Annotated in this window: 14 protein-coding genes; 11 read left to right on the top strand and 3 right to left on the bottom strand. The window is 61.7% G+C overall.

The annotated features are described in order from the left end of the window. Position 1: 1 nt before the first annotated feature. Both SM763_RS14185 and ccoP read left to right on the top strand, forming a co-directional pair. A complete protein-coding gene (locus SM763_RS14185; RefSeq protein ID WP_065271281.1) occupies positions 2 to 199 on the top strand; it encodes a CcoQ/FixQ family Cbb3-type cytochrome c oxidase assembly chaperone in 198 nt (65 codons plus the stop codon). Continuing rightward, a complete protein-coding gene (gene ccoP, locus SM763_RS14180; protein WP_065271280.1) occupies positions 196 to 1,065 on the top strand; it encodes a cytochrome-c oxidase, cbb3-type subunit III in 870 nt (289 codons plus the stop codon). Before SM763_RS14185 ends, ccoP begins: the two co-directional genes overlap by 4 nt. 98 nt (positions 1,066 to 1,163) lie before the next feature. Here ccoP and SM763_RS14175 read toward each other — a convergent pair whose 3' ends face one another. Next, positions 1,164 to 2,081, bottom strand: a complete 918-nt coding sequence (locus SM763_RS14175) for a DMT family transporter (protein WP_065271279.1) — start codon at positions 2,079 to 2,081, stop codon at positions 1,164 to 1,166. A 620-nt stretch (positions 2,082 to 2,701) separates the two neighbouring features. Between SM763_RS14175 and SM763_RS14170 the strand changes: the two genes are divergently transcribed. The 5 genes from SM763_RS14170 (at position 2,702) to ccoS (ending at position 8,213) form a co-directional block, all read left to right on the top strand. Next, a complete protein-coding gene (locus tag SM763_RS14170; protein ID WP_065271277.1) occupies positions 2,702 to 3,610 on the top strand; it encodes a LysR family transcriptional regulator in 909 nt (302 codons plus the stop codon). A gap of 332 nt (positions 3,611 to 3,942) precedes the next feature. After that, the gene (gene ccoG / locus SM763_RS14165; RefSeq protein ID WP_274832692.1) at positions 3,943 to 5,373 is read left to right on the top strand and encodes a cytochrome c oxidase accessory protein CcoG; all 1,431 of its coding nucleotides are present in this window, start codon (positions 3,943 to 3,945) and stop codon (positions 5,371 to 5,373) included. A 3-nt stretch (positions 5,374 to 5,376) separates the two neighbouring features. After that, positions 5,377 to 5,850: a FixH family protein gene (locus SM763_RS14160; RefSeq protein WP_274834865.1), complete on the top strand. Its 474-nt coding sequence runs from the start codon at positions 5,377 to 5,379 to the stop codon at positions 5,848 to 5,850. 5 nt (positions 5,851 to 5,855) lie between these two features. Continuing rightward, positions 5,856 to 8,036: a heavy metal translocating P-type ATPase gene (locus SM763_RS14155; protein WP_368998925.1), complete on the top strand. Its 2,181-nt coding sequence runs from the start codon at positions 5,856 to 5,858 to the stop codon at positions 8,034 to 8,036. An 18-nt stretch (positions 8,037 to 8,054) separates the two neighbouring features. Further along, complete coding sequence (gene ccoS, locus SM763_RS14150) at positions 8,055 to 8,213, top strand: cbb3-type cytochrome oxidase assembly protein CcoS (RefSeq protein WP_065271273.1); 159 nt, start codon at positions 8,055 to 8,057, stop codon at positions 8,211 to 8,213. 104 nt (positions 8,214 to 8,317) lie between these two features. Here ccoS and SM763_RS14145 read toward each other — a convergent pair whose 3' ends face one another. Continuing rightward, positions 8,318 to 9,868 (bottom strand): serine hydrolase, encoded by a 1,551-nt coding sequence (locus SM763_RS14145; RefSeq protein ID WP_368998924.1) that lies wholly within the window; start codon positions 9,866 to 9,868, stop codon positions 8,318 to 8,320. 306 nt (positions 9,869 to 10,174) lie between these two features. Further along, positions 10,175 to 10,888 carry an HAD family hydrolase gene (locus SM763_RS14140; RefSeq protein ID WP_368998993.1) on the bottom strand — a complete coding sequence of 238 codons (714 nt, stop codon included), beginning with the start codon at positions 10,886 to 10,888 and terminating at the stop codon, positions 10,175 to 10,177. An 86-nt stretch (positions 10,889 to 10,974) separates the two neighbouring features. On the opposite strand from SM763_RS14140, the gene clpS reads away from it, so the two are divergent. The 4 genes from clpS to hemF all read left to right on the top strand — a co-directional run bounded on the left by clpS (position 10,975) and on the right by hemF (position 14,189). Then, positions 10,975 to 11,316, top strand: a complete 342-nt coding sequence (gene clpS / locus SM763_RS14135) for an ATP-dependent Clp protease adapter ClpS (RefSeq protein WP_065271271.1) — start codon at positions 10,975 to 10,977, stop codon at positions 11,314 to 11,316. 12 nt (positions 11,317 to 11,328) lie between these two features. Beyond that, on the top strand, positions 11,329 to 12,324 hold the full coding sequence (locus SM763_RS14130; protein ID WP_368998923.1) for a class I SAM-dependent methyltransferase: 996 nt from the start codon (positions 11,329 to 11,331) through the stop codon (positions 12,322 to 12,324). 101 nt (positions 12,325 to 12,425) lie between these two features. Continuing rightward, entirely contained in the window at positions 12,426 to 13,229 is an 804-nt protein-coding gene (locus SM763_RS14125) for an SDR family NAD(P)-dependent oxidoreductase (RefSeq protein WP_368998922.1), read from the top strand. Between the two features lie 66 nt (positions 13,230 to 13,295). After that, positions 13,296 to 14,189, top strand: coding sequence for an oxygen-dependent coproporphyrinogen oxidase (hemF, locus tag SM763_RS14120; RefSeq protein WP_274829711.1), 894 nt, complete (start codon positions 13,296 to 13,298; stop codon positions 14,187 to 14,189). Positions 14,190 to 14,276 lie beyond the last annotated feature (87 nt).

The raw sequence follows: 14,276 nt of genomic DNA, 5'->3' as shown, positions 1-14,276 counted from the left end.
GATGGAAGAATACACACTCCTGCGGCAGTTCGCAGACAGCTGGATGCTGTTGATGCTGTTCGCTTTCTTCATCGGGGTCGTTGTCTGGGTGTTCCGCCCAGGCAGCAACCGGGTCTACCGCGACACGGCAGATATCCCCTTCCGGCATGACGACAAACCCGCCCCAGCAAAGGGTAAAGCCAAGGAGGCGCGGACATGAGTAAGAAACCACAAAAGTTCGATAGCGATCCGAAGACAACCGGCCATCAATGGGACGGGATCGAAGAGTTCGACAATCCGATGCCGCGCTGGTGGCTCTACACCTTCTACCTCTGCATCATCTGGGGCATTGGTTACACCATCGCCTATCCGGCATGGCCGATGATCAACTCGGCCACGGCCGGGGTGCTGGGCTGGTCGACCCGTGCAGATGTGGCCAGTGAAATCGCGGCCGTGGAAGAGGCAAACGCCCCGACCAATGCCAAGCTGGTCGAAACCGACCTGACCGAGATTTCGGCAGACCCGGATCTGAATGCCTATGCTGTGTCGGCTGGCTCCGCCGTGTTCAAGACCTGGTGTGCCCAGTGTCACGGATCTGGCGCTGCAGGTGCCAAGGGTTATCCCAACCTGCTGGACGACGACTGGCTTTGGGGTGGTTCGGTGGAAGACATCCACGCGACCGTGGCCCACGGCATCCGCAATGAGGACAGCGACGATGCGCGCTACTCCGCGATGCCTGCCTTTGGCCGGGATGAGCTGCTCGAAGCCGAAGAGATCGATCAGGTCGTGAACTACGTTATGTCCCTGTCGGGCGAAGCGCAGGATGCCTCCAAAGTCGAAGCAGGCGCTGTTGTTTTTGAAGACAACTGTTCGTCCTGCCACATGGAAGACGGCACCGGTGATCGCGCTCAGGGCGCTCCGAACCTGGCCGATGCGATCTGGCTCTATGGCGGCGATTACGACACGCTGACGGAGACCGTGACCAATGCGCGTTACGGTGTGATGCCGGCCTGGAACCTCCGCCTCAGCGAGGCCGAGATCCGCGCGGTTACCGCCTATGTGCACCAGCTGGGTGGCGGCGAATAAGACCGGGTTCCGCAGCAAATATCGGAACACGTAAAAGGGCTGCCCAACGGGTGGCCCTTTTCATTTTACCCTTGCCCGGGCTGCTTGGTTCTGCCGGTTCAGGGGCCTGCCCTGTGGGGGGCGACCGTGCGCCTAGTCTGGCTGCTCAGCATGATCGCCGCAAGGATCAGGGCGCACGCGATGGCCTGCGCCAGAGAGATCCGCTCTCCAAAGGCGATGACACCTACCGCGAACATGGTTGGCAGTTCGATGCTGCCAATGACAGCTGTGCGCGCGGCGCCGATCATCGGGCTGCAGACGGAATAGACCAACTGCGGCACCAGCGCCGTGCCGAGGCTGATCCCCAGCAACAAAAGCCAGCCTTCGCCGCTGTTGGGGACCATTGCGGCCGCATCCGTCGTCATCACCAGCGGTAAGAGGCCCAGAACGGATCCTAACGAGACCGCCGCGATCCGGGCCAAAGGCGGAAGAACGGTCAGCCGGTAGACTAACACGGTGATGCCAAATCCAAACCCCAAGGGGGCCGCCAGAGAAATCGCCAAGGCGGGCAGCGCGGCAGCAGGGACCGCACCCGGGCCGCTGGCGATTGTCGCGGCAACCACGATCAGACCGGCGGCCCAGACGGCGCGCAGGGGCGGTCTGTCACGAAACAGCACCCAGGCGATCAGCAGCGTGAACACCGGGTAGGTCATGTAAAGAACCCCGACCACGGAGACCGGCGCGCTGCGCAGGGCGCTGACATATCCAATCCAGCCAAGCCCCATCAGTGCCCCGGCCGCCATCCCCCACAGGATTGCGCGGGCTTTGTCCCGGTGCAGGAACAGCAGCGGCGAGAGGACCACTGCCGCCAGGGTGAAACGGTAAAAGGCGATGATGTGGGGCGGCATGCCCTGTTCGGTCAGGCTGCGGGCAAAGAACGGCAGCGCGCCGAAGCAGAGCGAAGCAAACAGCACGCCCGCGCTGGCCAGAACAAGCGATGGCGCGGCAGGAAGCGGGCTGGAAGAGCGATCTGACATCCAAAGCCGATAGCACCGGTTTGGAATTCCGGCAAGAATTCCACGGCGACCTGCGGCGGGCCCAGTCAGAGCTGCGCAGCCGGGCGGCAGTTTCTGTCCAATTTGGCGCCTTTAGTTTGCGTGACTTGATCCGTGTCAAATCGCGTTGGGCTGTCGCGTGCTTATATCGTTTCAAAGAGAAACAGGCCCTGCAGGGCGATAGGCATCAGGGTGATGCTTTCCTGCCGGGTCCTTCGCATCCCGCCGGTACCGACGTGCTGGTTAGGCGGGTACAGGCGTCGGCTTTTCGATCTGTTCGCGCGTTTCCTGAAAAGCCGACGCTTTTTCTTCCTAGATTTTCTGCGGGTCGATGCAGCGGGTGCGTCGCGCTGGTTGACTGCCGCGCCGTGTAAGCCAGGCTTTGATCCGGCCAAGGCGGCTCCGTGGCTGGGGCAGCGGTTTGGCGGGTGGCATATCCCGCAGGGGGGCGCAGTCGAGGCGGGTCGCGGTGAATACGGTGCGTGCGTAGATGTCGGTCAGCATTTCGATGCCTCCTGAGTTTGAACATGTCCGGTACTGTTGCGCCAAAACGCGTTTCATGCGACTCAGGAAAAAAGTCACTATGTAAGTCAGGATTACATATGGAGTGGTTTAGCCTGCCGCCTCTGGCTGCGCTCAGAGCCTTTTCTGCCTTTGCCGAAACGTCGAATGTGGTGAAGGCAGGGGCGGCGCTGAATGTCAGCCACGCTGCCATTAGCCAACAGCTCAGGGCGCTGGAACGCCATATGGGCGTGGCGCTTCTGGACCGCAGTGGCCGGGCGCTGCGGCTGACGCGCGAGGGGGAGCATCTGGCGCGCGGACTGCAACTGGGGTTCAGTGCGATTCAGACAGCGGTTCAGGACCTGACCGTTTCTGGCGCGCAGCGGCCGTTACATGTCAGTTGCACGCCGATGTTTGCCGCCCAGTGGCTTATGCCGCGCCTTGCAGAGTTCCGCGCCCTGCATCCGGAGGTGGATATGGTTCTGGACCCAAGTGGCGAATTGGTCGAACTGACGCCGGGCGGGATCGACATTGCGCTGCGTTATGGTTCTGGCGATTGGTCCGGGTTGGCGGCTGAGATGTTGCTACAATCGCCGATGTCCGTGGTTGCGGCGCCGGATCTACTTGATGGGCGCAGCGTGTCTTCGCCGCAGGACCTACTCGATTTTCCCTGGCTTGAGGAATTGGGAACCACGGAGGCGGCCAAATGGCTTGTCTCCCGTGGTGTCGTCGACGCCCTACGTGGCCCCCGGGTCCGGCTGCCTGGAAATCTGCTGATGGAGGCGGTGCGCGGCGGTCAGGGCGCGGCGGTCAGCGTGCGCGCCTTTGTCGAAGAGGACATTAGGGCAGGGCGGCTGGTGGACCTGTTCACAGAGGACGACACGCGCGGTTATCACATCGTGACTCGGCCCGGCGTGTTGCGGTCGCAGGCCCGCAAATTCATCGCCTGGCTCAGGAAGCACCGGCAGGTTCCGAATGCTGTGGCGGAGGATGACACCGGCGATAACTGACGGGCGGGACAACACAATTTTGTGAAGCTGCGCCCGTGAGCCCGCCGATCCCGGTTGCGCGCCTATGATCCCTTGGTCACAGAGACGTTTGCAGATGCGGAGACGTGCAAAAAGGTCGCGTTGCGCATCCATATAAGGTCGCTGACAACCGTTTCAGACGTATGTCGTCAACCTATCACGGTAGTTGGTGGCCGGTTTTTTTGACGTGATCAAAGGGTGGCAGGACGCTGGCAAAGATATTTGTCCGATATCCTTTTTGATCCACGTCAAAGCTGTGCTGCGCCGCATCTGTGAGAACGCAAGACAAAGAGCAAATTCAGTGGAGTGAGTCCGTGAGCGATTCCGATCCCGCCCCAAGCCTTTATGCCGCCAGGGAGCCGATTTTCCCAAGGCGCGTATCGGGCATGTTCCGCAATCTCAAATGGTATCTGATGGCCGTGATGCTGGGCATCTACTACATCACGCCGTGGATCCGTTGGGACCGGGGGCCGTCGTTGCCCGATCAGGCGGTGCTGCTGGATCTTGCCAATCGCCGCTTCTATTTCTTCTGGATCGAAATCTGGCCGCATGAATTCTATTTCGTGGCCGGTCTTCTGATCATGGCGGGGCTGGGCCTCTTCCTGTTCACCTCGGCGCTGGGCCGGGTCTGGTGTGGCTATGCCTGCCCGCAAACTGTCTGGACCGACCTGTTCATTCTTGTGGAACGCTGGATCGAGGGTGACAGGAACGCCCGCCTGCGTCTGCACCGTCAGAAAAAGATGGATTTCCGCAAGGCGCGGCTGCGTGTCACCAAATGGGTGGCCTGGTTCCTGATCGGTCTGGCAACCGGCGGTGCCTGGATCTTCTATTTCTCCGATGCCCCGACACTGCTGCACGATCTGGTGACGCTGCAGGCGCACCCCATCGCCTATACCACCATGTTGGTGCTGACCCTGACCACCTTCTTCTTTGGTGGCTTTGCGCGCGAACAGATCTGCATCTACGCCTGCCCCTGGCCGCGTATTCAGGCGGCGATGATGGATGAGGACACGCTGACCGTCGGCTATCGTGAGTGGCGGGGGGAGCCGCGCGGCAAGCATCGCAAATCTGCCGAGTCGCAGGAAATGGGCGATTGCATCGACTGCATGGCCTGCGTCAACGTCTGTCCGATGGGGATCGACATCCGGGATGGCCAGCAACTGGAGTGCATCACCTGCGCCCTGTGCATCGACGCCTGTGACGATGTCATGGCCAAGATCGGCAAGCCGCGGGGCCTCATCGACTATATGGCGCTGTCGGACGAGGCAAACGAACGCGCTGGTCAGCCACCGCGCAGCGTCTGGAAACATATCCTGCGCCCACGCACGATCATGTATACCTCGCTCTGGGCTGTTGTTGGCTTTGCGCTGGTGTTTGCTCTGTTCATCCGCCCGGATATCGATCTGACCGTCGCACCGGTCCGCAACCCGACCTTCGTTACCCTGTCGGATGGCTCCGTCCGCAACACCTATGATGTGCGCCTGCGCAACAAGCATGGGGAGCCGCGCCAGTTCGAGCTGTCGATCAAGGGTGAGCCGGAAATGCGGATCCAACTGGAAGGCACGCCCTATGCCTCGGTTCAGGTGCCTGCCGACACCGCCTTCCTGCAAAGGGTTTATATTGTTACCCCTAAGGGAGCGCCTGCGTCCGGAGCCGAGTCGACCCCGGTCCGGATCTGGGTCGAAGACCTCAACAGCGGCGAGCGTGCCTACAAGGATACGACCTTCAACGGGAAAGGAAACTGAACCATGTCGGCAGACAAACCCCAGCGCGAGTTCACTGGTCGCCATGCGCTGATGGTGTTCGGCGGCGCTTTCACGGTCATCATCGGCGTCAATATTGCGCTGGCGGTCAATGCTGTGAAAACCTTTCCTGGTCTGGAGGTGAAGAACTCCTACACCGCCAGCCAGGAGTTCGATGCCCGTCGCACCGCCCAAGAGGCTCTGGGCTGGTCGGTCTATGCCTCGGCTCAGGACGGTCAGGTAAAGCTTGAGATCACCGACCGGGATGGCAACCCGGTCGAAGTGGCCAAGCTGACGGCCACTTTGGGCCGGGCAACCCACGTTAAGGACGACCAGAACCCTGATTTCCAGTTCAACGGCCAGGCCTACGTCGCGCCTGCCAAACTGGGCGCTGGGAACTGGAATATCCGGATGGTGGCGCGGGCCCAGAACGGCACGGAGTTCACTCAGCGGGTCATCCTGCACGTGGCAAAAGGGTAACGCAGATGACGGCTCCGATGCGTCCTCAGATGGCAGTGTGCCCGGGCTGCGTTGCGGCGCCGTCTGGAGCTGTGGAACAGGCTCCGACAGACGCACGGCTGGCCTTGTCCCTGCCGTCAATCCACTGTCAGGGCTGCATTTCCGCGGTCGAGCGCGGGCTGAACGCCCATCCGGGCGTAAAATCGGCGCGGGTCAACCTGACCCTGAAACGGGCTCTGATCGAAGCGGAGCCAGATGTACACGCCGCCGATCTGATCCCGGTGCTCGAAAATCTGGGGTATGAGGCGCATGAGCTGGATGTGACCGCCCTTGCGGCAACCCAGAACGATACCGCAGGCCGGGATTTGCTGATGCGGCTGGCGGTTGCGGGCTTTGCCTCGATGAACGTCATGCTGCTGTCGATCTCTGTCTGGTCCGGAGCTTCGGACGCGACGCGGGACATGTTCCACTGGATTTCGGCGGCGATCACCTTTCCGGCGATCATTTTCTCGGCGCAGCCTTTCTTCAAGAACGCCTGGAGCGCACTGAAGGTCGGGCGCCTCAATATGGATGTGCCCATTGTTCTCGCTCTGGTTCTGGCATTGGTGACCTCGCTTTGGGAAACCTCGCTGTCGGGGGAACATGCCTATTTCGATGCAGCGCTGACGCTGACCTTTTTCCTGTTGGCAGGCCGTTATCTGGACTATCGCACCCGTGCTGTGGCGCGGTCAGCAGCGCAGGAGCTTGCGGCGCTTGAGGTGCCTCGCGCGATCCGGCTGCTGGACGGTCAGGAATATGAGGTCCCTGTCGCCGATCTGGCCATCGGCGATCTGATCTTGGTGCGTCCCGGCGGGCGTATGCCGGTGGACGGGGAAGTGACCGATGGGCATTCGGAACTGGACCGGTCCCTGCTGACAGGGGAAACGCTGCCAGTCTTTGCCGGTCCCGGCACCGGGGTTTCGGCGGGCGAGGTGAACTTGACCGGGCCACTGACCATTCGCGCAACGGCGGTGGGGGAGGATACCTCTCTGCATCGCATGGCCGATCTGGTGGCGATCGCCGAGTCGGGCCGCTCACGTTATACATCGCTGGCCGACAAGGCCGCCAAACTCTACGCGCCCGGGGTGCACATCCTGTCGGCGCTCGCCTTTGTGGGCTGGTATCTTTACACCTTTGATGTGCGCACGGCGCTGAACATCGCTGCGGCGGTTCTGATCATCACCTGTCCCTGTGCGCTGGGCCTTGCGGTGCCTGCGGTGACCACCGCAGCCTCGGGACGGCTGTTCAAGAAGGGCATGCTGATCAAGCATTCCACTGCGTTGGAACGGCTTGCAGGCGTGGATACCGTTGTCTTTGACAAGACCGGGACCCTGACGGCTGGCACACCCCAGTTGGTCAATCTGGACGAGATGGTGAAATCCGATTTGGAAATCGCGCTGGCACTGGCCGCGCCCTCGGCGCATCCGCTGTCGGTGGCGCTGGCACGTGCCGCGCGGGAGGCCGGGATTACTCCGGCGGAGGTTTTTGAGCTGAAAGAGGTGCCGGGCTACGGCACTGAAGGCATTTTCCAAGGCCGCCGCGTGCGGTTGGGCCGGGCGGCTTGGGTTGGCGCCGCGCAGGGCAGTCAGACGGCTGCCTGGCTTGATACCGGCGATGGCAATCCGCGCGGTTTCCTGTTCACTGATGCGCTGCGTCCCGGCGCGGCCGAAGCGGTGCGTGCGCTGCAGGAGGCGGGTAAGGACGTGTTGCTGATTTCGGGCGATACCACCGGCGCGGTGGAGGCGCTGGCGAAGCGGCTTGGCATCGAAAAATGGGTGGCCGAGGCGCTGCCGGAGGATAAGGCTGGGCGCATCCGCATGCTTGCAGGGCAGGGGCGCAAGGTGCTGATGGTCGGGGACGGTCTGAACGACACTGCGGCCCTCGCGGCAGCGCATGTATCGATCTCGCCAGCCTCGGCGCTGGATGCGGCGCGGGTGGCCTCGGATATCGTGCTTTTGGGGCAAGATCTCGAACCCATCGCCGATGCCTGCACCGTGGCGCAAAAGGCGATCCGCCGGATCCGCGAGAATTTCCGCCTTGCCACCCTTTACAACGTGATCGCGGTGCCTTTGGCTGTGGCAGGGCTGGCAACGCCGCTGATCGCGGCGCTGGCGATGTCCAGCTCTTCGATCACCGTATCGCTGAACGCGCTGCGCCTGAAATCCTGAGCTGAGAAAGTCCGCAAGATGAGCGTCCTGTCCTATTTGATCCCAATTTCGCTGATCCTGGGCGGCGCGGCGCTTGTTGCCTTTATCTACACCGTGCGGTCGAACCAGTATGACGATCCCGAAGGCGATGCTCGGCGCATCCTGAGCGATGAATGGGATGATCACCCGAAACCCTGACCCTTGGCGCTGTGCAGGATCACACAAAAGAAAAGGCCCCGTCGTCCGGGGCCTTTGTCGTTTCTGGTGGTCTGGTGCCTTGCCCCTTGCATGGGGCAAGGGGGTTAGGAGGCAGGTCCCAATGTATCGCAGGTCACGTTGCGGGCCTGTAGGCGCCGACAAGCCAGTTCCGCGCTTTCCTTGCTCATGCCAAGGAAGTTGGCTTCAAACCCCAATCTGGATTTGGACACCTTGCGCAGCGAGCCATTGAGCGTTTCCATTTCCGACAGGGCCGTGCGCAGAAGGACCTTTTCCGCTTCATACCGGTTGGTGTAGCGGCCCACGTTGATACCCCAATAGCGCCCCCCGGAGGTCGAAAGACGGGTGACAACAACCGGTTCCGGCTCGGCGGCGGTCTCTGCCTTTGCCAATCTGGCCGGGCGGGCGACGGGGCGCAGGCCCTTGAAGAAGGTCTTTACAGCCGTGCCAACGGTCGGTTTCTCGGCAGAGGCGGGAACCACTTTGGCTTCGGTGATTGCGGCTTCGACGCTGGCCTGCAGGATCTCGGGGTCGAGCTTGGGCGTCGATGCCACGGTATCCGCAGCGGTTTCTTCTGTGGCCTGGCTGGCTTCGGCGACCAGCACCGGCGCTGTATCTTCGGCAGGTTCGGTTGCGGGGCGCAGGCGCGGACGCAGGCTGGTTTGGACCCGGCCGCTGACGCGGATGGTCTTGCCTGCGGCACCATCAGCCACCTGGATGTTCTGGTTGCCCACATAGGCGGGCATCGCCGGTTTGCGCAGTTTCGCGTGCGCCGGGGCACGGCGGAAGCCGAGGTCCAAAAGCTCTGCGACCTTGGCGTTGCGCGAGGTCGAGGATTTACCGCCGAACACGGTAGCGATCACTCGCTCGTTGCCGCGCTTGGCCGAAGCCACGAGGTTGAAACCGGCGGCGCGGGTATAGCCCGTCTTGATCCCGTCAGCGCCCTTGTAGGCCGCCAGAAGGCGGCGGTTTGTGTTGGGCACGACGCGCACGCCGGCGTCGGTGGAGGTGCGCGAAAACAGGTTATAATACTCGGGGTAGTCATAAAGCATGTGACGTCCCAGGGTGGTCATGTCCCGGGCGGTGGACATATGGCCGCTTTCGGTCAGACCGTGGGCGTTCTTGAAGGTCGTGCGGGACATGCCAAGCGCCTTTGCGGTGCGGGTCATGCGGCGGGCAAAGGCGGCTTCGGATCCGGCCAGAGTTTCGCCGATGGCGGTTGCGGCGTCATTGGCTGATTTCACTGCGGCGGCACGGATCAGATATCGAAATGCGATGCGCTGCCCCGAGCGAAGTCCGAGCTTGGAGGGCGGCTCGGAGGCAGCGTTGCTGCTGATGCGAACCTTGGTATCCAGCGAGATTTCACCGTTCCGGACTGCTTCAAACGCGATGTAGAGCGTCATCATCTTGGTAAGCGAAGCCGGGTGCAGGCGTGTGTCGGCGTTGCGCGAGTGCAGCACCTCGCCGGTCCGGGCATCCACGACCATTGCCGCATAGGGGGCGGCGGTTGCCTGGGTAGGCGGAAGGCCCACCAACGCGACTGTTAGAACAACACCCAAGGCCCAAGCCATCTGCCGGACGAATGCCCGCAGGGCGTGGGTCAGCGGAATACACCTGACCTGCACGATATCTGCCATTTTCTGCCTCTCGCCGCCGGTTTTCCGGCTGACTGTTCTACTTCTTTAACAAAACGGTAGCATGTGATGGCGCTGGAATAAACCATTTCCGTGACCGGTTCTGCGGCTGCGGCAGGTACATATACCGACATGTTGTAGCGGCTTTGACTGTGTTGCCTAGATGTGCGTTTGGTTAAAAAAGTGTTGAGCAAAAAGGTCGAAAATTGAGCGTCTCGCCCGCTTTGCAGCGCTGAAAAATCAGTCTAGGCGATGCGTTTCGGCAACAGATTTTTGGCGCGTCGAGCTGTGCGGCTTGCGGGTTGAGTTCTATCCGATTTCCCGGATCAGATCCTGAATGCAGCCAAGGTCCGAAATCTCGTGATACCGGGGGTGCCCCTCGGGTGCCTCGGCGTGCTCAACCTCCCAGATCAGCCCGTGCGGCACATAGGTGCCCCAGCCTCCGGCCTTGATCATCGGTACCACGTCCGAGCGCATGGAGTTTCCCACCATCATTGCCTGCGCCGCGCCGGTCCCGTGCCGCTCGAAGATATCGTGGTAGATAGGGGCGGTTTTTTCCGAAACGATCTCGACCCCATCGAACAGATCGCCCAGCCCCGATTGTGCCAGCTTGCGCTCCTGATCCAGAAGGTCACCTTTTGTAATCAATATGATACGGTAGTCACCAGCCAGTTTCTCCACGGCCTCACGGGCATGGGGCAGCAGGTCGATCGGATAGGACAGCATCATCTGTCCGGCGACGATCAGCTCTTTGATGACGCTGGCCGGGACCTGTGATTCGGTGACATCTATGGCGGTTTCGATCATCGACAGGGTGAAGCCCTTCACGCCGTAGCCATAGCGTCCGAGGTTGCGCTTTTCCGCCTCCAGCAGCCGCGCGGCTAGCGCATCGGGACCCATGTCCTGCGGCGTATGATCCTGCAACAACTCGGCAAAACGCTCTTGCGTGACACGAAAAAAACGCTCGTTGTGCCAGAGGGTGTCATCGGCATCAAAACCGATTGTCGTCAAATTGCGTGTCACTGAGGCCATACACTCTCTTTTCCTGCGCGGTCAAAACGCTATATATGCGATGAAACCAATCCAAGCACGACCGGAATAGAGACGCTATGCTGCTTCAGCCAGTGATGATGACGGACAACTCGGACGACGACAGCGATCTTGGTGTCCTGACCAAGACCCGGCCGAAAACCCAGCGACCGCCGCGCTACAAGGTTCTGCTGCTCAACGATGACTACACCCCGATGGAATTCGTGGTCATGGTGCTGGAACGGTTCTTTGGCATGACACACGCGCAGGCGTTTGAAATCATGCTGACCGTGCACAAAAAAGGTCTGGCCGTGGTTGGTGTCTTCAGCCACGAGATCGCCGAGACAAAGGTCGCGCAGGTGATGGATTTTGCCCGTCGCCATCAGCATCCGCTGCAATGCACCATGGAAAAAGAAGACTAAAGAGGTTCCGCTATGTCCGTTCGCCTGTCGCTCGCTCTTGAGACGGGCGGCTTTGCGGTGCCTGCAGAGGGCCGTATCGCCGTTTTCCACCCGCGCGCGGAGCACGATCTGTCGTGCCTGCCAAAGGATCAGCTGGTGCTGATCCAGCCGATGCGCGGTGAATACGATGCCTTTGCCGCGCAAGGGTACGATTGTCGCCCCGAATTGCCGGATGACATGCGGTTTGCCGCTGCCGTGGTGTTCCTGTCCCGCGCCAAGGCGCAGTCGCGGATGTCGGTGGCGCAGGCTTCGGCCCTGACCGACGGGCCGGTGCTGGTAGATGGGGCCAAGACGGACGGCATCGATTCCATCCTGAAGGAACTGCGCAAACGCATGTCCCCGTCCGAACCGGTGTCCAAGGCGCATGGCAAGGTCTTCTGGTTCGATGGCGGCAGCGATGCGCTGTCCGACTGGTTGCCGCCCGCAGACGGCGTTGAGGTTGAGGGCTTCGTGACCGTGCCGGGGGTATTTTCCGCCGATGGTATCGATCCGGCCTCGAAACTGCTGGTCGACGCCCTGCCTGCAAAACTTGGCCGCGCCGTTGCCGATCTCGGCGCAGGCTGGGGCTATCTGTCCCGCCAGATGCTGAGCCATCCCGAAATCGAAGAGCTGCATCTGGTCGAAGCCAATCACGACGCGCTGTCCTGCGCGCGGCGCAACGTTGCCGATGACCGGGCGCAGTTCCACTGGGCCGATGTGCGCAATTGGAAGGCGCCGGGGCAGATGAACGCAGTGGTGATGAACCCGCCGTTTCACAGCGGCCGCAGCGCTGAGCCGGAGCTGGGGAAGGCCTTCATTTCCCGCGCTGTCGAGATGCTGACCGCTTCGGGGCATCTGTGGATGGTTGCCAACCGGCATCTGCCCTATGAGATCACCCTGTCAGAGCGGTTTGCCGCGGTCGAGGAAGCCGCAGGCGACAACCGGTTCAAGGTCTTGCACGCCAGCCGCCCCAAGCGGCAGCGGCGTTAGGGCGGTAAGGTCACCCCGTATTGCAGGTTTTCAAACCGAATGGTCCGGTCTAGGCTCCGGCTCAGTTTTCACTACGCGACGCAACATTCTGGAGTGCCCGAATGTCCTTTTCGATTTCCGGCAAAACTGCCATCGTGACCGGCGCCTCAAGCGGGATTGGTCTGGCCATTGGCAAGCAGTTCGCGGATGCCGGTGCCAACGTCATGTTTGCCGATACCAACGAGGCGGCCCTGATCGCCGAACTGGGAGAGCAGGCCGACGAAAGCAACATCCGCTACTTCGCCGGTGATCTGCGCGAAAGGCTGACCATCGCCAATCTGTTGTCGGCGACCATCGATGCCTTCGAAGACGTGGATATCCTCGTCAACGGCGCCCGTCAGGTGGTCCCGAGTGACCCGCTGGACCCGAAGGACGAGTCGCTGGAACTGCTGCTGACCGAGAACCTGTTGCCGACCCTGCGTCTGTCGCAGCAGGCGGCGCGGCGGATGATCAAGCAGGGCGAGGGGCGGGAGCCGGGCGCTGCGCGCGGCGCCATCATCAACCTGTCGTCGATCGCGGCGCGGCGCACCCACCCCGATCTGATGGCCTATTCCGTTGCTTCTGCGGCGCTGGATCAGCTGACCCGCTCGCTCTCTGTCTCTTTTGCGCCGCACGGGGTCCGGGTGAATTCCATCGCCTTTGGCTCGGTGATGAGCGCGTCGCTCAGGGGCACGCTCAAGGATAACCGCGCCTATCGTCAGGACATCGAAGACCACACCCCGCTGGGCCGCATCGCCGCACCGACTGAGCTGACCGAAACGGCGCAGTTCCTGGCCTCGGACGCGGCCAGTTTCATGACGGGTCAGATCGTGACGGTCGATGGTGGTCGCACGCTGCTGGATTCCGTTGCCGCTCCTGTTCACTGATGAATGCCGGGGCCTGCCTGCGCTCACGCAGCGCGGCGTCCCACAAGTACCGAAAGACGCTCTGAAATGACTGCAGAAATGAAAGACGAAAAAGCCCGCGCCGCCGCCTGGTTCCGCACCCTGCGCGATGAGATCGTCGCGGCCTTCGAGGCGCTTGAGGCGAGCCATGACACTGGCCCCTTCTCCGATCAGGCGCCGGGCCGGTTCGAGGTGAGCGAGACAAAGCGCACCGCGGATGACGGATCGGACGCGGGCGGCGGGCTGATGAGCGTGATGCGGGGCGGCCGTGTCTTTGAAAAGGTCGGCGTCAATATCTCGGAGGTCTACGGCACGCTCGGCGAGCGGGCGCAGAACGCCATGGCGGCGCGCAAGGGCATTCCGGGCATGAAGGACGATCCGCGGTTCTGGGCCTCGGGCATTTCGCTGGTTGCGCATATGCAGAACCCGCATGTGCCTGCGGTTCACATGAACACCCGTATGTTCTGGACACCGCATGCCTGGTGGTTTGGCGGGGGCTCGGATCTCAACCCTTGCATCGAATATGCCGAGGATACCGCGCATTTTCATGCGCAGCAGAAACAGCATCTCGACCCGCATGGCACGGATCTCTATCCGCGTCTGAAGGAATGGGCGGATGAGTATTTCTACATCCCGCACCGCCATCGGGCGCGCGGGGTGGGCGGCATCTTCATGGATGATCGTTGCACCGGTGACTGGGAGGCGGATTTCGCTCTGACCCAGGACATTGGCCGCGCCTTCCTGCCAGCCTATCTGCCGCTGGTGGAAAAACGCCGGGTTCAGCCCTTTGATGACAAGGACAAGGAGGCGCAGCTGGTGCATCGTGGCCTCTATGCCGAGTATAATCTGGTCTATGACCGGGGGACCAAATTTGGTCTGGAAACCGGGCATGATGCTAATGCGGTTCTGATGAGCCTGCCGCCGCTGGCCAAATGGGTCTGAGCGGCGCAGCAAACTGGCTCCGGGCATATCGGTTTCTGCGAAAAAATCCGAGGATGTAGTCCGCGCGGGCCAGAGGCGGGGCAAAAG

Origin of the sequence: Pseudophaeobacter sp. C1-32P7 (genome assembly GCF_041008775.1) — a bacterium.
In the GTDB taxonomy this organism is placed as follows: domain Bacteria; phylum Pseudomonadota; class Alphaproteobacteria; order Rhodobacterales; family Rhodobacteraceae; genus Phycobacter; species Phycobacter gallaeciensis_A.
This window is presented reverse-complemented; position numbering and strand designations above follow the sequence as displayed.

Excerpts from the sequence above, each read along its gene's own strand:
- clpS (WP_065271271.1), top strand. The coding sequence starts at position 10,975 with ATGCTGCTTCAGCCAGTGATGATGACGGACAACTCGGACGACGACAGC.
- ccoP (WP_065271280.1), top strand. The coding sequence starts at position 196 with ATGAGTAAGAAACCACAAAAGTTCGATAGCGATCCGAAGACAACCGGC.
- SM763_RS14125 (WP_368998922.1), top strand. The coding sequence starts at position 12,426 with ATGTCCTTTTCGATTTCCGGCAAAACTGCCATCGTGACCGGCGCCTCA.
- SM763_RS14155 (WP_368998925.1), top strand. The coding sequence starts at position 5,856 with ATGACGGCTCCGATGCGTCCTCAGATGGCAGTGTGCCCGGGCTGCGTT.
- ccoS (WP_065271273.1), top strand. The coding sequence starts at position 8,055 with ATGAGCGTCCTGTCCTATTTGATCCCAATTTCGCTGATCCTGGGCGGC.
- SM763_RS14145 (WP_368998924.1), bottom strand. The coding sequence starts at position 9,868 with ATGGCAGATATCGTGCAGGTCAGGTGTATTCCGCTGACCCACGCCCTG.
- SM763_RS14130 (WP_368998923.1), top strand. The coding sequence starts at position 11,329 with ATGTCCGTTCGCCTGTCGCTCGCTCTTGAGACGGGCGGCTTTGCGGTG.
- SM763_RS14160 (WP_274834865.1), top strand. The coding sequence starts at position 5,377 with ATGTCGGCAGACAAACCCCAGCGCGAGTTCACTGGTCGCCATGCGCTG.
- SM763_RS14185 (WP_065271281.1), top strand. The coding sequence starts at position 2 with ATGGAAGAATACACACTCCTGCGGCAGTTCGCAGACAGCTGGATGCTG.
- SM763_RS14170 (WP_065271277.1), top strand. The coding sequence starts at position 2,702 with ATGGAGTGGTTTAGCCTGCCGCCTCTGGCTGCGCTCAGAGCCTTTTCT.
- SM763_RS14175 (WP_065271279.1), bottom strand. The coding sequence starts at position 2,081 with ATGTCAGATCGCTCTTCCAGCCCGCTTCCTGCCGCGCCATCGCTTGTT.
- hemF (WP_274829711.1), top strand. The coding sequence starts at position 13,296 with ATGACTGCAGAAATGAAAGACGAAAAAGCCCGCGCCGCCGCCTGGTTC.